Source organism: Pseudomonas sp. (genome assembly GCF_049645325.1).
GTDB lineage: Bacteria > Pseudomonadota > Gammaproteobacteria > Pseudomonadales > Pseudomonadaceae > Aquipseudomonas.
Window position 1 is genome coordinate 1 of record NZ_JBARTQ010000312.1, and the last position, 17,959, is coordinate 17,959.

The window sequence follows — 17,959 nt, forward strand, 5'->3', positions numbered from 1 at the left end:
CAACTGTGGGAGCGGGCTTGCCCGCGATGATGGTCGACCAGACGCAGCATTACCCGATCAGAACTGGTACTCCGCCCCGGCCCCGGCATACCACGAGCGCCCCGGCGCGGCTTCGTAATAGCGGCCATTGCCGTCGCCGACGATCACCGAACCCACGTATTGACGGTCCAACAAGTTATCCAGGCGCAGGGTCTGGTGGAAGGTCCAGTGCTCGACCTTCTGCTCAAAGCGTGCACGCCAGTTGAATACGCTGTAGCCCGGCGCGGCGTGTTGCTGGTTGGTGTCTTCGACGTAGACCTTGCTGCGGTACATGCCTTCAAGGGCGGTGCTGACCCAGTCGCGGGGCTTCCAGTTCAGCTCGGCGAAGAGCGTGGTTTGCGGCACGCCGGGGAGGTAGTTGCCTTTGTCGACTGGTTTGCCCCCGCCAATGAAGTCGCTGTCATAGGTAGCTTGCAGCCGGGTGTAAGCGAGGTTGGTGCTCCACTGTTCCGAGAGCTGGCTTTCGATGCCCAGTTCGAAACCACGGCGCAGGGTGCGGCCAGCGTTCTGATAGGTCGTGCGCCCGTCTTTGGATTGCGCCACCACTAATTCATCTTCGGTGGTGATCTGGAAAAGAGCCGCATTGAGGCGCGTGTCCTGGCCGATCAGCGCTTTCAAACCGACTTCGTACTGCTTGCTGACCGACGGCTTGAGCGCGAAGTTGAAGCTGTTTGAGGTGTTGGAGTACGCCGACTCCGCCTGGGTCGGGGTTTCGAAGCCTTTACCCGCGCTCACATAGCCATGCAAGTTCGGCGTGAAGGCGTACATGACGCTGACCGACGGCGTGTTCTTTTGATACGTCTTGTTGCCGCTGTCGTTGCCGTCGCTGAGGAAGTGGTCGTCCACGTCCATCTTCATGGTGCTGTGGCGCAGGCCGGCTTGCAGGGTCCAGTCGCCCAGCAGCCAGTTGGCTTGCACGAACGGGTCGAGGCTAGTGGCGGTGTCGATTTCATCGCGGCCCAAGGCGCCTTTGACGCCGTGCACGCCGTCGAGGGTGTTGGAATAGCCTTGGCGATCATCCCGGCTGCGGTCGTAGTCGAGGCCGGTGATCAGCGTCAGGTCGCCGGGCGCGCTGGCGATGGGCTGCAACCAGTGGACGGAGCCACCGTAGAATTTGCGGTCGAAATCGACGACGCCGCCGCGCTTGTCTGCGGGAGTACCGCCGGGAATCGATAAGTACTGAATCACGCTCCGCGTCCCGGTATACGCGTTCACCTGCAACGTCGCATCGCCAATATAGCGCTCGTAATTCATGCCCAATTGCTGATGATCAATGCTCTTGCGCGTGTTGTACGTCAGCGCGGCCGGTGCTACCGAACGCGGGTCGGCCTTGTAGGCTTCCCACGTCTGCCCCAGCGGGTCCTGCGTGCCGTTCTGCTCCAGGCTGCTGTAGATCAGCGCGAGCTTGCTGTCGTCGTCCGGCTGGAAGTTGAGCTTGGCGAACGTCTGGTCGCGACGCGCACTGCTGTGGTCGCGGTAGCCGTTTGTGTCCATGCGTGAGGCGTCGAGGACGAAACCGGCGCCGTTCGCCGCGCCTTCGGCGGTCAGGTGGTTTTTGTTTAGGCCGTCGCTGCCCACCAGGGTTTCGGCGCCGATGCGCGGCGGGCCTTCGCCGTCGCGGGAGAACATCTGGATCACGCCACCGGCGTTGCTGCCGTACAGGGTGGCCGCCGGGCCGCGCAGCACTTCGATGCGTTCGGCGGTGTCGAGGTTGAAGGTGGCCGCCTGGCCCTGGCCGTCCGGGGTGCTGGCGGGGATGCCGTCGGCGATCAGCTTGATCCCACGCACGCCAAACGCCGAGCGGGCGCCGAAGCCGCGCGAGGATATCTGCAGGTCCTGGGCATAGTTCTGGCGGTTTTGCACCACCAGGCCGGGTACGCGGGACAGGGCTTCGGAGGCGTTGATGCCGAGTTGGCCGTCGCTGATTTGCGCGTGGCTGATGCTGTCCACCGAATACGGCAGGTCGAAGGTCGGGCTGGCGCTGCGTGAGCCGGTGACGACGCTGGGGTCAAGGACCAGCGCTGTATCGTCGGCCTGGGCGCTGTCGCACAGGGCGAGCAGGCCGGGCAGCAACAGGGTGAAGCGGGTGAGGGTTGTCATGAATCAGCCGGAATCCGTGGCGCTTAAGGTGTAAACGCGTAAAAGGGCGCGAGTTTAGTGAATTGGGCGATTTTAATCATTTGAGAATCGTCCTACGCGGCGTATGGCTCGCCTGCATTGGGTCTTCGGCGCCTTCAGTGTTAGCGTCGACGGCCCCGTTGATAGGTCAAAAGGAAGGGTTCATGAGGATGACATCTAAGGTCTTGTGGATGGCGGCGCTCGTGTCGCTGGCCGGGTGCGGCACGATCAACACCGTGTTCCGCCCGGACGCCGTGGCCAGCCAGAATCTCAAGGACTCACGCAGTCACTGCGAAAACGTGCCGCGCATCTACAGCGGCGTGATCTACGGGTTTTGCACGCTTAACGGAGAACCGGCGCCGAACAAAAGCCTGAAGGACAACGGCATTTTGGGCCACGACGGTAATTTCCTGCCGATCGTCGCCATCGAGTTCGTCGCCTCCGGCGCGCTGGATACGTTGATGCTGCCCTACACGATCTACCGCCAGAACAAAGACGGCAGCATTGAGATCTATCGCTAGGGTGCAGTGACAACCGGTCGCCACATTCCCTAGATCATCACGTGTCGTGTTTACGCTATAATCCCGCCCTTTAGCTGTTTCTCGCCCAGGCGGGGAGCACACTTTTTCAGGCGCGACCCGCCTGCATGCAGACTAAAAGAGGCTAGACCCCTGTGGCATTGACGATTCTTGGCCTGTCCGGCGCCCTTAGCCATGATCCTTCCGCAGCCTTGTATATCGACGGCAAGCTGATCGCGGCCGCCGAAGAAGAGCGCTTCGTACGCGACAAACATGCAAAGAACCGCATGCCCTACGAATCGGCGAAATTCTGCCTGGAACAGGCCGGCATCAAGCCTTCCGACGTTGACGTGGTGGCGATCCCGTTCGCCCCGATCAGCCTGTTCGGCGAGGCGCGCTGGCACTACGCCAAGCGTTACTGGTACGCCCCGGACCGCGCGCTCGACGCGATCCTGATGGGCAACCGTCGCTACAAGCGCTATCGCAACAAGATCGTCTGGTGCCTGGAGCAACTGGGTTTCGATCCGAAGAAAATCAAGATCGAACCGGTTGAACACCACCTCGCCCACGCCTCCAGCGCCTACCACTGCTCGGGTTTCCAGGAAAAAACCGCGATCCTGGGCATCGACGGCAAAGGTGAGTACGCCACCACGTTCTTCGGCTACGGCGAAAACGGCAAGATCCACAAGATCAAAGAATTCTACGACCCGGATTCCCTGGGTGGCCTGTACGGCGCAATCACCGAGTTCCTCGGTTTCGAGATGCTCGACGGCGAATTCAAGGTCATGGGCATGGCGCCGTATGGCGACGCCAGCAAATATGATTTCTCGCGCCTGGCCTCGTTTGAAAACGGCGAGCTGGTGATCAACACCGACTACGCTAACGTCATCGGCCTGCGCCGTTACAAAGAGAAGGGCAAGGGTTTCTACTTCTCGCCGAAGCTGATCGAGTGGCTGGGTCCGAAGCGCGAAGGCGACATCGCCGACGAGCCGTACATTCACTACGCGGCCAGCATGCAGGCGCTGTTCGAGAAGCTGGCCTTGCAGATGATCGACCACTACCTGGGCGACATCCTCAAAGACACCGGCAAGCTGGCCTTCGCCGGTGGTTGCGCGCTGAACGTCAAGCTGAACCAGAAAATCATCGCCCGCGATGACGTCAAAGAGCTGTTCGTGCAGCCAGCGTCCGGTGATGCCGGCACCGCCGTCGGCGCCGCCGCTTACGTGTCTCACGCCCGTGGTGTACCGGTGGAGAAGATGGAACACGTCTACCTCGGCCCGTCCTACAGCAACGAAGACGTGATTGCCGCGTGCGCCAAGCATGCGAGCAAGCCGGTGTGGCGCCAGATCGAAAATACGCCGAAGCGCATCGCCAAGATCATGGTCGACGGCAACCCGGTGGCCTGGTTCCAGGGCCGCATGGAGTTTGGCCCGCGTGCCCTGGGCGGTCGTTCGATCATCGGTTGCCCGAGCGCCACTGGCGTGGCTGACCGCATCAACCACCAGATCAAGTTCCGCGAGCGCTGGAGGCCTTTCTGCCCGTCGATGCTCGACACCGTTGCCCCACAGATGATCAAAGTCGATCATCCGGCACCGTTCATGACCTTCACCTTTGAAGTGTCGGAGGAGTGGAAAACCCGCGTGCCGGAAGTGGTCCATGAAGATGGCACCTCCCGCGCCCAGGTGCTCAAGCGCGAATACAACCCGCGCTACTACGACATGATGAAAGAGCTGGAAGTGCTGACCGGCAACGGCGTGTCCCTGAACACCTCGCTCAACCGTCGTGGCGAAGCGATGATCTGCTCGCCGAAAGACGCGCTCGATATGTTCTTCGGCTCTGACCTGCAGTACCTGATCATGGAAGACATCCTGGTCGTCAAAGACGGCGTGGACCCTTATGACTCGGTCGGCTGAGCGTCACGTCCTGCAGTTCTGCCACGGCTATGACGGGCCGTTCCTAGACTGTGCGCGGCAGTACGCGAGCCTGTTCGCAGGCTCCGGCTATAAAGTGACCACGGTGTTTCTCACCGGGGTCGCCGACCCCGAAGTGGCCGCGGGCTGTGCCAGTGATGAAGTGTTGTTTATGGAATTCAGCTCGAAGGCCATTCGTGGCCTCAAGCTGGGCGCCATCCGTGAATTGCGCAAGATTGCCGCGTCGCGCAACTTCAGTTTCTGCATCGCGCACCGCTTCAAGCCGATCTACGTTGCACTGCTGGGCACTCGCCTGCCGGTGATCGGCGTGCACCATGCTTTTGGTGACTACAAGCGTGGTACCCGCAAGCTGTTCGCGTCGATTTTCCGCAAGCGCCTGAGCCTGCTCGGTGTGTCGGATGCAGTGCGCGATGACATGCGCCGTTGCCTGCCCGCGTGGCCGGCGGCACGCATCCAGACCCTGTATAACCGCATCGACGTCGACGCCCTGCAAGCCCGGCAGGTGCCGGCCGATGCCGCGCGGGATGCCCTGGGTTTGTCGCCGGATGAATGGGTGGTCGGCAATGTCGGCCGCCTGCACCCGGACAAGGACCAGGCCACCTTGCTCAAGGGCTTTGCCCTGGCGCTGCCGCATTTGCCGGCGCAAAGTCGCCTGGCAATTCTCGGTACCGGGCGCCTGGAAAAGGACCTCAAGGCCCTGGCCCGCGAGCTGGGCATTGCCGAGCAGGTGCTGTTTCTCGGGCAGGTGCCGGAGGCGCGCCGTTATTTCCGCGCGTTCGATGCCTTTGCCCTGAGTTCCGACCACGAACCGTTCGGCATGGTGCTGCTGGAAGCCATGGCGGCAGGCGTACCGCTGTTGGCCACCGCCTGCGGCGGCGCCCGGGAAGTGGTGGAAGGCGTGGGCATCCTGTTTCCGTTTGGCGATGCCGAACACCTGGGCCAGGGGCTTCGTCACCTGGCGGCCATGGACCGCGAACAGCACCAGCAATGCGCCGAGATGATGCTGGAGCGACTGCACGAGCGGTTCTCGGATCAGGCCGTGCGCGCTACGTTCTGGCAGTTGCCCCACGTAATTGAACTGACCGCGAGGGCTTGATGCTCAATCGATTCCAAGGCTGGCGCGAGCGTGGCTGGTCCGTCGTCGATGCGTCCACCTACAGCGATGCCTGGCAGCGTTTTGGCGGCAGTGTCGCGACGCACCCACAAGTGGTCGAGCGGCTGGCCGGGCTGGCGCAAATCCCGGTCCGTTATCTGGCATGGGAGCAGGGCAGTGACCTCAAGGCCTGCATTGCGACCTGGGGCCAGGACCTGGCGTTGTCCAAGGACGTGCTCAAGCGTCATGGCAAGAAAGGCTTGTTCGATTTGGGCAATGCCGAGTTGATCCTGCCCGCCGCTGCGGATGCCCAGGCGCCTCTGCGCCATCGCGCGCGTTACCTGTCGGCGCTCAATGAAGGCCGTTTCAGCGGCCTCAAGCCCCAGGCCGAACAGTTGGCCATGGCGCGCACCCCGGAAGAATTGTCGAAGAAATTTCGCTACAACCAGCGCCGCGAGTTGCGCCTGCTCGAAGAGGCCGGCGGTGTGGTGCGGGCGGTCGAGGAGTTCTCCAGCGCGGAGCTGGCGGCCATCTACTGCGACCTGTTCCAGCGCCGCTGGGGTTTCCCCGCCACCGGTGCCGAACGCATGGCGCAGGTGATCGAGCTGCTGCGTGAGTGGTTGATCGGGTCTGTGATATTCCTCAACGACGCGCCGATTGCCATTCAACTGGTCTACCGTGTCGAAGCGCCCGAGTGGATCAGCGTCGAGTACATCAATGGCGGTGTGGACCCTGAGACCCGCGCGTTCAGCCCGGGCAGCGTGCTGAGTTTCCTCAACACACAAAGCGCCTGGGAGCAGGCGCGGGAAGCCGGCAAGCCGCTGCGGTTTTCGTTTGGCCGGGCCGACCGCGAGTACAAGGACCGTTGGTGCAACCCTGTGCCGGTATTTAAAGCATGAGTGAATCCGTGAGCCGCAAGCAGGCGCTGCTCAAGCGCCATCGCCGCCATAAACGCATCAGCCTGCTGGTGGGTGTGGTGTTGTTGGTTGGCGTCGGTGTGGGGGTGGCCTGGTGGTTGCCGCTGGTGTTGGCGGTACTGGCTTGGGTGGCTCACGAGGCCTGGTTTGCCGACCACCTGTTTTATTCGCCCAAAGACGACTATCAGTACCAATTTGCGGCGGACACCGAACAGCCAGCCGTCAGGCTGGACCAGGGCCGACTGCTGCTCGACCAGCCGCTGATGCTGTCGGGCGCCGAGACGCTGATCCTCGCACTGCGCCTCAAGAGCAAATGGCTGGGCCGTTTTATCGACCCCTCTATTGCCTTGCCCGGTGGTGATCGCCAGGTGTTCGAACGCGGCGTCAATGGCTTGCGCTACCTGAACCTCACGGGCCAGGCGCAGGCGCTTGTCGATGGGCAGTTGCGGCTGCAGAGCCAGTTCTGCCGCGTGCAGGGGCAGCCGGTACTGTCGGTGTTCCGCCAGCCCGATGTGCGTCAGCAGCGGGTGATGGTGATTGCACCGCACGCCGACGATGCCGAACTGGCAGCCTTTGGCCTGTACCACCAGGCGACGCAACCCTGGATCGTGACGCTGACGGCCGGTGAGATCGAAGCTGAGCATTATCAACACATGGGCTTGAGCAAGCCTGAGGCTGCGCGCCTCAAGGGCCGCTTGCGTGCCTGGGACAGCATTGCCGTGCCGCGCTGGGCGGGCGTGGCGCAGGAGCATTGCGTCCAGCTGGGGTATTTCTGCCTGCAGCTGGCGGCGATGAAGGCCGAGCCTGACCGGGCGGTGGCGTCGCGGGAAGCCGAGCTGGAGGATATCCGCGTGTTTCGCCAGTTCAACCCGTTCAGCTTGCCGGCGGATGTGGACGGGCGGCCGACCTGGAACAACCTGTTGGCCGATCTTCGAGCGCTGCTGTTAATGGCGCGTCCTGAAGTCATCGTGCTGCCCCATGCGGTGCTTGACCCCCACCCTGACCATATCTGTGCCCAGCAAGCCGTATTGGAGGCTTTGCAGGGGTTGGAGTGGCAACCGACCACGTTGCTCGGTTACGCCAATCATTTGCATGACAACGACCGCTGGCCGATGGGGGATTCGGGCAGTGGTATCGCTTTGCCACCATTCTTTGATTCAACGTACACTTTGCAGCCCTTTTGCCTGCCGTTATCCGCAGAACAGCAGTGTGACAAGGCCATGTCGCTTGGAATGATGCATGACTTGCAGCCGAGGATGCCGTTCAAACGGCGCGTGCGGCGTGTCATACAGCGCCTGTTGGCCGCAAGAACCGTCTCGCCCTGGGGTGAGAATGAGTTCTTTCGCAAGGCCATCAGGCGCCACGAACTTTTTTGGTTCATCAACCACAAGTAATGTTACGCAAAGTGTGGAGCTGAGAGCGCTCCCGTAAAAACGACAGTGAGCCCCCTGTGATCAACCCGCGCCCCCGCATTCTCTTTCTCATCCCTTACTTTGGCCACTGGCCATTCTGGATGCCTTTTTTTCTCGAAAGCTGTCGGCACAACGCGGATATTGACTGGCTGTTGTTCAGCGACTGCCCGGTACCGGACAACGTGCCAGGCAACGTGCGGATTGAAAGCATTACCTTTGCCGATTACTGCGCGCTGGTGTCACAGCGGCTGTACCTGCACTTCGCGCCTACAGCGCCGTATAAGTTGTGTGACATCAAGCCGGCATTGGGGCATATCCATGCGGATCGCCTGGGGGGCTATGATTTCTGGGCGTTTGGCGACCTGGACCTGATTTATGGCAACCTGCGCGACTATTTCACAGCTGAGCGGTTGGCCAGCTATGACTTGTTCTCGACCCATGAGCGACGGGTCGCCGGCCATTTGTGCCTGATGCGCAACACCGCCAAAAAGCGCCAAGTGTTTATGCAGATCAAGGATTGGGAAGCGCGGTTTACCGATCAGGCGCATCATGCGCTGGATGAAGGTGCGTTCAGCCGTATTTTCCTTTGGCGCAAGAATTTCCCCAGACCGTTGTTCCAGCTGGTAGGCAAGCTCAACCCTTGGCGCCGGCGCAGTGAATTCACCGAGGCATTCAGCACGCCGGGTGGCGTCATCAAGTGGCATGACGGCAGCGATCGCTTCCCCCATCAATGGTTCTGGAACAACGGTCGGCTGACCAACGACAGGGACGGCGATCGGGAATTTCCGTATTTTCATTTTGTCTGTTGGAAGCGCAATCAATGGCCATTGTTGCCGCTGCCAAGCAGCGAGTCTGTCGAGGCGCTGGCCGCTGAAACATCCTGGGTTGTTGATGCCACAGGTTTCCATCGAGGAGAGTTATGAGTCGGCGTTTCAAAGTCCTGCAATTGCAGCCTGACTACAATGTTAAATCCCATGATTTTGCCGACTTGGCCGAACAGATCGTCAAGGCATTGCCGGCGGACCGCTATGAGGTCACGGCCGCGTTCCTGCGTGGCCGTCCAGGGCCTGCGGACCCTGTCAGCCGCGCGGCGAAATCGGTGTATTTCGAGTTCTCCGACAAGTCACTCAAGGGCTTGAGGCTGCGCGCCATGTGGCAGCTGTACAAGTTCTGTCGCAGCGAGAAGTTCGACGTCGTGGTGTGCAACCGCTTCAAGCCGGTCAACATGATGTTGCAATTGAACCGCTGGTTGAAGATTCCCCTGTGTATCGGCATCTCCCACGGCTTCGGCGAATATGACCGTCTTTACCGGCGCAAACAGGCGCAACGCTGGATCGACCAGCACTGGCGCTTTGTCGGCGTGTCACCGGCGGTCAAGCAGTACTTGCTGGATTGCCAATGCGGCTTTACCGACAGCAATACCTACGCGATTACCAATGCCATCGACATCGAGCAGGCCCAGGCCCTGCAGCATTCGCGTGAGCGTGCGCGCGAGTTGCTGGGTATCGACCCGTCAGTGCGCCTGATCGGCGCCTTGGGCCGACTGGTACCCGTCAAGGGCCACAAATATCTGTTGCAAGCATTCGCCGCGCTCAAAGATCAATACCCCACCGCTCAGCTCGCCATCATTGGTGCGGGGCGCGAGGAAGCCAACCTGGCCGCGCAGATCCAAAGCCTTGGCCTTGATGGGCGCGTGCACTTGCTGGGGTTCAAGGAAAATGCCCTGCAGTATGTGCGCGCCTTCGACATCTGGGCTATGCCTTCGCTGGCCGAAGGCCTGGGCCTGGCGCTGCTGGAAGGCATGAGTGGTCGCCTGCCGGTAATCGCCTCCAGCGTGCCCGCCATGCTTCCCCTGATTGAAGGGGCGGGTGGTTTGGCGGTAGAGCCGACCAACGTCCCCGAGCTGACCCGGGCGCTCGATGCCTACCTGGCGCTGCCCGACGAGGCACTCGCGCAGAAGGGCGAGCAGGCTTTCCAGTACCTTCAGGCGGAGCACGACATTGAGGTTTTCCGCCAGCAATACCTTGACCTGATTGATTCAGGTTTGGCTCAAGCACACAGGAACAAGGTATGAACCAGAGTCAGCCGTTGGTCACGGTGATCATCGCGTCGTATAACCACGGCCCCTACATTGAGGAAAGCATCCTCAGCGTCTTGAACCAGACCTATCCGAATATCGAGCTGTTGGTGATTGACGATGGCTCGCCGGACGACAGCGTCGAACGTATTCGCCGGTTGCAGGAACACCACACGTTCGACTTTCGTGTGCAGCAAAACCAAGGGCTGACCAACACCATCAACGGGGCCGTTGCACGGTCTCACGGGCCGCTGATTGTGCCGTTCGGTTCCGATGACATCATGTTGCCCGAGCGCATTGCGACCCAGGTGGCCTATATGGACGGCAAGCCTGAGGTCGGCATTTGTGCCGGTAACATCGAGCTGATCGACTCCAAGGGCGAGCTGTTTCCGGAAAAGCGGCAGCGTCGGGACGTGCCATTCCGGCGTCTGGATTTCGACGACATGTTCCTGGAGCGTAAACCTTACCCGCCTGCCCCCACGCTGATGATTCGGCGCGAGGCGCTGGAAAAGGTCGGGGGCTTCGACCCGGAAATCCGCCTGGAAGACTTGTTGATCGAGTTGAAGATCACCCGAGCCGGGTACTTCATCGACGGCTTGAACGTGGTCATGGCGCGTTATCGCAAGCACGCCACCAACTCGTACAAAAATCACCGATTCATGATCGACAATATCCTGCGCTCGTACGCGCTGTTCAGTGACCATCCGCAATACGACGAGGTGCGCTACAAGTTCCTCAGCTCGATGTTCCTCAAGACCTCCAACCGCAATCGCGCGTTGGCGCGTGAGTTGCTGGCGCAGATCCCGTTTCGGGCCTGGAACAAGAAAACCTGGCGGGGCTTGGCGCGGCTGTATTTTTCCCCGCTGGAAAAAGACTGATACCGCCTCAGTGCGCCCCGAAGGGGGGCGCACTTGGTTTGTGTGTCAGGCGGCTGGACGGGCGAGCGTCAGCACCTGTTCGCGAATCTTGGCTGTGGCTTTCGGCGATGCAACCGACGCATACCCATTGGCCAGTTGTTCAAAGTGAGTCTCGAACAGCCAGTTGCGGTCCTGCGGATAACGTTGCATGTGCTTCAAGTTGCGCTGGCGCAGCGCGTTGCGCAGTGCCGACGGGAAAATGCGCATGTCGGCGATGTCGATGAGCCCGAATTCCCCATCCTCCAGCAGCAGCACATTGCCCAGATGCAGGGAGCGGAAGTAAACCCCTCGCTCGTGCAACTGGGCCATGAAGCGGCCAAACCGTTCGATCAGCGACTCGCGCAGGCTGCTGTCCAGGCTTTGCAGGGCCTGACGCAAGGTCAGGCCGGGGAGCGGGCGGTAGCGCACGGCGCTGCTGCCGTCCGGCAAGCTGTACAGATCGAGGATCGGCGGTGCAGCAATGCCGAGTTGTTGCAGTTGCTCGCTGTTGCTGGCGAAACGCTCCGAGTACGGGTTGAACGTGCCGGAGGTGTACCAGCGTCGGGCCCTGAACAGCTTGAGGAAACTGCCGTCTTCCAGGCGCAGGACTTTAGGGCCAAGGCCGTCTTCTTCAATCACATGAGCGCCGTCGCGCAGCGTTTCGAACGCCTGTGAGGTTGGCGTGGCCACCGGCATGCCCAGCAAGCTGCGTCGGCGTTTGGCGATGCTCAGCCCGGCGATCAGTGCCAGCGGAATCCACAGCAGGAACCAGTGCTCCTTGGGCCGCGAAAGAATGCCGCCGCCTTCGGTAAGGCTGGCGCCGATGCCGTAGGCGAGGAGGGAGGAAGCGAGGATAAACAGCGGCTGTGCCCGTTCCTTGAGACCTTGGTAAAGGCCCCGGCCGAGCATGAAGACCCATGGGATAAAGCCGATGATGCCGACGTAATAAATGACGCCCAAGGCGAAGCTGTGAGGTTCGCGCAGCGCTTCGAAATCATATTTCGCAGGCTTCACGTACAGTTCGGAGTCGTAGCTGTGGCCGATCCAGGGGTGCTCGGCGATGCGCTCCAGAATAATGCGCCATATTTCAAAGCGGAATGAGCTGCCGCGTTCAGTGATCAGTTGCGGGAAAAACACGCACAACGCGACCGCCGTCAGCACCAGACCGAGCACCATCAACGCCGAACGACGATTGCGGCTGAGCAGGCCCAGCCAAAGCACCGCCAGAACCAGTGCAACCAATGGCGTCCGGGACCCGGTGGCCAGCACTGCCGTGGCCATGATCGCCAGGGCCGGGACGCTGAACCACAGCGTATGCAACCGTTTGGTCGTGACGCAGACGTACAGCCAATACACGCAGAAAAAGCCGAACAGGTGTGAACTGAGCAGCGGGTTGTCGAGGGCGCCCCGGCCGCCGATCATGCGCATGCCCGGTTCGTAGCCTTTGGCGAACGCCACCAGGTTGCACAGGGTCACCACCAGCGCGATCACGGCGGCGCTGAAGAACATCGGCCGGAACAGGTCATTGCGGTAATGCAGCAGCAATCCACAGCCGGCAAACAGCATGAACGTTTGCAGCGGTACCTTGAAGAGATTGGAGTCGCCGGTGGGCTCCGGGCTCCAGAGCACGGTGATCAGCGCCCACACGCAGAACGCCAGAAAGGCCGCCGCCAAAGGCTCACGCAGTAACTCTTTGAATTCGCGAGGGCGCAAGCACAACAGGAACAAGGCAGGGACACTGAAAAAAACGTAGTAAAACTTGTGCAGCACATTGCGATTGGTGACAAAAAACAGTGAACTCAGGAGCAACAACAAGCCAATGGGCAAAATCCATAGGACCAGGAAGTCGAAAACGCGATTTGAGCCATAGATGAGGCGCTTGGAGTGCATACAGTAAAGCCATTCCAGAATAGAGAAAGCCGACCATTTTAAAGTAGTGGCTATATAATGTCGCCCGTTGGATCCAACCGGGCCGAGGGTCATGCCGGGTGCAAGTACAACAGAGAAGCTGTGCTAAAGTCAGCCTCCTTTTTCAAAACGCCGCGTGATATGACCGACTCCAGTCCAAGCGCAAGCCCTTCGAGCTTGAAAATATACTTCCGTCTGCTCATGTACGTTAAGCCCTATGCTGGCTTGTTTGCGTTGAGTATTGTCGGATTTCTGATTTTCGCGTCGACCCAGCCCATGCTGGGGTACATCCTCAAGTACTTCGTCGACGGTCTGTCCAATCCGGAAGCGGTGCTGTTCCCCAGCGTGCCGCTCCTGCGTGACCTGCAATTGCTGCAAGCCGTGCCCTTGTTGATCATTCTGATCGCAGCCTGGCAGGGCCTGGGTTCGTTCCTGGGCAACTACCTGTTGGCCAAGGTCTCGCTGGGCCTGGTCCACGACCTGCGTGTGCAGTTGTTCAACAACCTGCTGACGCTGCCCAACCGTTACTTCGACAACCACAACTCCGGGCATCTGATTTCCCGCATCACCTTCAACGTGACCATGGTCACGGGGGCCGCTACCGACGCCATCAAAGTGGTGATCCGCGAAGGTATGACGGTGATTTTCCTGTTCGCCTCCTTGCTGTTCATGAACTGGCGCCTGACGCTGGTGATGATCGCCATCCTGCCGCTGATTGCGGTGATGGTCAGCACGGCCAGCAAGAAATTCCGCAAGCAGAGCAAGAAGATCCAGGTCGCCATGGGTGATGTGACTCACGTGGCCTCCGAAACCATTCAGGGCTACCGCGTGGTGCGCAGCTTCGGTGGTGAAGTCTACGAGGAGAAGCGTTTCCTCAAGGCCAGCCTGAGCAACACCAACAAACAACTGCGCATGACCCGCACCGGCGCGATCTACACGCCGGCGCTGCAGTTGGTGATCTACTCCGCCATGGCGGTGCTGATGTTCCTGGTGCTTTACCTGCGTGGCGACGCCTCCGCCGGTGACATGGTGGCTTACATCACCTTGGCCGGCCTGCTGCCCAAGCCGATCCGCCAGTTGTCGGAAGTCAGCTCGACCATTCAGAAAGGCGTGGCCGGTGCTGAAAGTATTTTCGAGCAGTTGGACGAAGAAAAAGAGATTGATCGCGGTACCGTCGAGCGCGACAAGGTCAGCGGCCGCCTGGAAGTGCGCCATCTGAACTTCACCTACCCCGGCACCGAACGCCATGTGCTCAAGGACATCAGCTTCACCGCCGAGCCTGGGCAGATGATCGCCCTGGTGGGCCGTTCCGGCAGCGGCAAGTCGACCCTGGCCAGCCTGATCCCGCGCTTCTATCACCATGAGAGCGGTGAAATCCTGCTCGATGGCGTGGAGATCGAAGACTACAAACTGCTCAACCTGCGCAAACACATTGCCCAGGTGACCCAGCACGTGACCCTGTTCAGCGACACTGTGACCAACAACATTGCTTACGGTGACTTGGCCGGCGCACCCCGCGCCGACGTTGAAGCGGCGGCGGCAGATGCCTATGCCAAGGACTTCATCGACCAGTTGCCAAAGGGTTTCGACACCCCGGTTGGCGAAAACGGCGTGCTGTTGTCCGGGGGGCAGCGCCAGCGCCTGGCCATCGCCCGCGCCTTGCTCAAGAACGCGCCATTGCTGATTCTCGACGAGGCCACCTCGGCCCTCGACACCGAATCCGAGCGGCACATTCAGGCAGCTCTGGACAAGGTCATGCAGGGCCGCACCACACTGGTGATCGCGCACCGCTTGTCCACCATCGAGAAGGCCGACCTGATCCTGGTAATGGACGACGGCCGGATCGTCGAGCGCGGTACCCACGGCGAACTGTTGGCGCAGAACGGCTATTACGCCCGCCTGCACGCCATGGGCCTGGATGTGCCGGTGCCTGCAGACATCACCTGATTCAACGGGCCTTAGGCTCAGTGTGGGAGCGGGCTTGCTGTGGTGAGCGGGCTTGCCCCGCGCTGGGCTGCGAAGCAGCCCTGTCTGTTTGCAGTAACCTGGTCGGGGGGCTCCCCCCTCACCACAGCAAGCCCGCTCCCACATTTGTTTCATCAGCGGATTCACTCTCCGTCTCCCGTACCATCTTCTGTCACGCCCTCCACAAGCCTCCTGTAACCCTGTGCTAATATCGCGCCCCTGTTCATTTTGTATGTGGGTTGCTCCATGAAGTTGTCCATGCCGCGATTCGATCAAGCCCCTGTCTTGGTGGTCGGCGATGTCATGCTCGACCGTTACTGGCATGGCGGTACCTCACGGATTTCCCCTGAGGCACCGGTACCGGTAGTCAAGGTCGAGCAAATCGAAGACCGTCCAGGTGGCGCTGCCAACGTTGCCCTCAATATTGCCGCCCTCGGTGCCCCGGCCTCCCTGGTGGGTGTGACCGGCGACGACGAAGCCGCCGACAGCCTGGCCAACAGCCTGCGCGGCGCTGGCGTGCGCGCGTTGTTCCAGCGCATTGCCCATCAGCCGACCATCGTCAAGCTGCGGGTCATGAGCCGTCACCAGCAATTGCTGCGTATCGATTTCGAAGAACCCTTCGCCACCGACGCCCTGGCCCTGAGCGGCCAGGTCGACGCGTTGCTTGAAGGCATCAAGGTGCTAGTGCTGTCCGACTACGGCAAAGGCGCGTTGAAGAATCATCAGGAACTGATCCAGGCCGCCAAGGCCAGGGGCATTCCGGTGCTGGCTGATCCCAAGGGCAAGGACTTCTCGATTTATCGAGGCGCCAGCCTGATCACGCCGAACCTCAGCGAGTTCGAAGCCATCGTCGGCGGTTGCGCCGACGAGCACGAACTGGTGACCAAGGGCGCCAAGCTGATGGCCGACCTCGACTTGGGCGCCTTGCTGGTGACCCGTGGCGAGCACGGCATGACCTTGCTGCGTCCCGGCCACCCGGCGATGCACTTGCCGGCGCGTGCCCGTGAAGTGTTCGACGTCACCGGTGCCGGTGACACCGTGATCTCCACCCTGGCTGCCTCCATTGCCGCCGGTGAAGAACTGCCCCATGCCGTGGCCCTGGCCAATCTGGCGGCGGGCATTGTGGTCGGCAAACTGGGTACCGCAGCTATCAGCGCGCCTGAATTGCGCCGCGCGATCCAGCGTTCCGAAGGCTCGGAACGGGGTGTGCTGACCATCGAGCAATTGCTGCTGGCCATTGACGATGCCCGTGCCCACAACGAAAGCATTGTGTTCACCAACGGCTGCTTCGACATCCTGCATGCCGGTCACGTGACTTACCTGGAACAGGCGCGCGCCCAAGGCGATCGCCTGATCGTCGCGGTCAACGACGATGCCTCGGTCAGTCGCCTGAAAGGCCCTGGCCGCCCGATCAACAGTGTTGACCGGCGCATGGCCGTATTGGCCGGTTTGGGCGCAGTGGACTGGGTCATCAGCTTCGCTGAAGGGACCCCTGAAAACCTGCTCGCCCAGGTCAAGCCGGACGTGTTGGTCAAAGGCGGTGATTACTCCGTCGACCAGGTTGTTGGTGCCGATATCGTCAGCGCCTACGGCGGCACGGTCAAAGTGTTGGGCCTGGTTGAGAACAGCTCGACCACGGCCATCGTCGAGAAGATTCGCAACAATGAGTAAGGCTGAAAAGTGGGTTCTGATCACCGGCGGTGCCGGGTTTATCGGCTCGCATCTGGTTGATGCGTTACTCGCCCAAGGCTATGCGGTGCGTGTCCTGGACAACCTGTCCACCGGCAAGCGCAGCAATTTGGCCTTGGACAACCCGCGCGTCGAGCTGATCGAAGGGGATGTCGCCAACGCCGAATTGGTGGCGCAAGCCGCCGTCGGCGCCTCGGCCGTGGTGCACCTGGCTGCAGTGGCCTCGGTGCAGGCCTCGGTGGATGATCCGGTCAGCACGCACCAGAGCAATTTTGTCGGCACCTTGAACGTCTGCGAAGCCATGCGCAAAGCCGGTGTAAAGCGCGTGGTATTTGCGTCCAGCGCGGCGGTGTATGGCAACAATGGCGAAGGTGCTTCGATTGACGAAGAAACCACCAAGGCGCCGTTGACGCCTTATGCGTCGGACAAGTTGGCTGGCGAGCACTACTTCGACTTCTATCGCCGCCAGCATGGCCTGGAACCGGTGATCTTTCGTTTCTTCAACATCTTCGGTCCGCGCCAGGATCCATCATCACCGTATTCCGGTGTGATCAGTATCTTCAGCGAGCGTGTGCAGCAGGGGTTGCCGATCAGCGTGTTTGGCGACGGCGAGCAAACCCGCGATTTTATGTATGTGGGAGATCTGGTGGATTTGCTGGTGCAGGCCATCGAAGCACCTGAGGCGCCGCCGGGTGCGATCAACGTAGGCTGGAACCGTACGACCACGCTCAAGCAGGTGTTGCAGGCGCTGGAAGAAGTGGTGGGTTCGTTGCCCGCGATCACATACGGGCCGGCGCGGTCAGGGGATATTCGGCATTCGCGGGCTGATAATCAGCGGTTGTTGGCGAGTTTTACACTGCCTGAGCCTACGCCGTTGAAGGTGGGGTTGGAGCGGTTGCTTAACGGCTGACTGCTCTGGGCTGTGGGGTTGGGGGGTTGGGGGCATATCCATTACTGCGGTAATGGCCTCTATCGGTTCCGCTCTTACAGCGGGTCACTTTTGATGGAGCCGGAATGCCGGCCCAGTCAAAAGTAACCAAAACGCTCTTACCCCTCCACTCGGCACCTCGCCTAGGCTCGGTGTGCCCTCACTCCGGCTTTGGAGCGTGGGCCGCCGTGACGGGCCATCCATGGCCCAACACGGCTAACCCGGCGTCCTGCCGGGTTACCCACTCTCCAAAGCCTGCGTTCGGCCATCGTGGTTAACGGGGCGCCTCAGATCAAGATCACAATCACGAGCAGATCAAAAGCAGAGCACGGCGGCCTGAAAGCCGACCTGAGTGGTTGAAGCAGAAGCAGGGCAACAGCAGAGCAGCACATCACTATCTGATGTAATGAGTTCCAACTGTGGGAGCGGGCTTGCTCGCGAAGGCGGTGTGTCAGTCAACAGATTCAC

13 protein-coding genes are annotated in these 17,959 nt (G+C 60.8%); 11 read left to right on the plus strand and 2 right to left on the minus strand.

Features of this window, described 5'->3' with window-relative positions; all coding sequences use genetic code 11:
• Window positions 1-57: 57 nt before the first annotated feature.
• A complete protein-coding gene (locus WBB95_RS14165; protein WP_424488145.1) occupies window positions 58-2,139 on the minus strand; it encodes a TonB-dependent receptor family protein in 2,082 nt (693 codons plus the stop codon).
• 182 nt (window positions 2,140-2,321) lie between these two features.
• On the opposite strand from WBB95_RS14165, the gene WBB95_RS14170 reads away from it, so the two are divergent.
• The 8 genes from WBB95_RS14170 to WBB95_RS14205 all read left to right on the plus strand — a co-directional run bounded on the left by WBB95_RS14170 (window position 2,322) and on the right by WBB95_RS14205 (window position 10,983).
• Window positions 2,322-2,678: a YceK/YidQ family lipoprotein gene (locus WBB95_RS14170; protein WP_424488146.1), complete on the plus strand. Its 357-nt coding sequence runs from the start codon at window positions 2,322-2,324 to the stop codon at window positions 2,676-2,678.
• Window positions 2,679-2,830: 152 nt separating this feature from the next.
• Complete coding sequence (locus WBB95_RS14175; RefSeq protein WP_424488147.1) at window positions 2,831-4,588, plus strand: carbamoyltransferase family protein; 1,758 nt, start codon at window positions 2,831-2,833, stop codon at window positions 4,586-4,588.
• On the plus strand, window positions 4,572-5,702 hold the full coding sequence (locus WBB95_RS14180) for a glycosyltransferase (protein WP_424488148.1): 1,131 nt from the start codon (window positions 4,572-4,574) through the stop codon (window positions 5,700-5,702). The genes WBB95_RS14175 and WBB95_RS14180 overlap by 17 nt, the downstream gene beginning before the upstream one ends.
• On the plus strand, window positions 5,702-6,598 hold the full coding sequence (locus WBB95_RS14185; protein WP_424488149.1) for an antimicrobial resistance protein Mig-14: 897 nt from the start codon (window positions 5,702-5,704) through the stop codon (window positions 6,596-6,598). Before WBB95_RS14180 ends, WBB95_RS14185 begins: the two co-directional genes overlap by 1 nt.
• Window positions 6,595-8,010 (plus strand): PIG-L deacetylase family protein, encoded by a 1,416-nt coding sequence (locus WBB95_RS14190; protein WP_424488150.1) that lies wholly within the window; start codon window positions 6,595-6,597, stop codon window positions 8,008-8,010. The genes WBB95_RS14185 and WBB95_RS14190 overlap by 4 nt, the downstream gene beginning before the upstream one ends.
• A gap of 56 nt (window positions 8,011-8,066) precedes the next feature.
• Entirely contained in the window at window positions 8,067-8,951 is an 885-nt protein-coding gene (locus WBB95_RS14195) for a DUF6625 family protein (RefSeq protein WP_424488151.1), read from the plus strand.
• Entirely contained in the window at window positions 8,948-10,102 is a 1,155-nt protein-coding gene (locus WBB95_RS14200; protein WP_424488152.1) for a glycosyltransferase family 4 protein, read from the plus strand. Before WBB95_RS14195 ends, WBB95_RS14200 begins: the two co-directional genes overlap by 4 nt.
• A complete protein-coding gene (locus WBB95_RS14205) occupies window positions 10,099-10,983 on the plus strand; it encodes a glycosyltransferase (protein WP_424488153.1) in 885 nt (294 codons plus the stop codon). Before WBB95_RS14200 ends, WBB95_RS14205 begins: the two co-directional genes overlap by 4 nt.
• A 45-nt stretch (window positions 10,984-11,028) precedes the next feature.
• Here WBB95_RS14205 and WBB95_RS14210 read toward each other — a convergent pair whose 3' ends face one another.
• Window positions 11,029-12,891, minus strand: coding sequence for an O-antigen ligase family protein (locus WBB95_RS14210; RefSeq protein ID WP_424488154.1), 1,863 nt, complete (start codon window positions 12,889-12,891; stop codon window positions 11,029-11,031).
• Window positions 12,892-13,050: 159 nt separating this feature from the next.
• Between WBB95_RS14210 and msbA the strand changes: the two genes are divergently transcribed.
• From msbA to WBB95_RS14225, 3 genes are all read left to right on the plus strand, one after another.
• Window positions 13,051-14,856, plus strand: coding sequence for a lipid A export permease/ATP-binding protein MsbA (msbA, locus tag WBB95_RS14215; RefSeq protein WP_424488155.1), 1,806 nt, complete (start codon window positions 13,051-13,053; stop codon window positions 14,854-14,856).
• Window positions 14,857-15,120: 264 nt separating this feature from the next.
• Window positions 15,121-16,545, plus strand: a complete 1,425-nt coding sequence (gene hldE / locus WBB95_RS14220) for a bifunctional D-glycero-beta-D-manno-heptose-7-phosphate kinase/D-glycero-beta-D-manno-heptose 1-phosphate adenylyltransferase HldE (protein WP_424488156.1) — start codon at window positions 15,121-15,123, stop codon at window positions 16,543-16,545.
• Window positions 16,538-17,473, plus strand: a complete 936-nt coding sequence (locus WBB95_RS14225) for an NAD-dependent epimerase/dehydratase family protein (RefSeq protein ID WP_424488157.1) — start codon at window positions 16,538-16,540, stop codon at window positions 17,471-17,473. The genes hldE and WBB95_RS14225 overlap by 8 nt, the downstream gene beginning before the upstream one ends.
• Window positions 17,474-17,959: the final 486 nt, after the last annotated feature.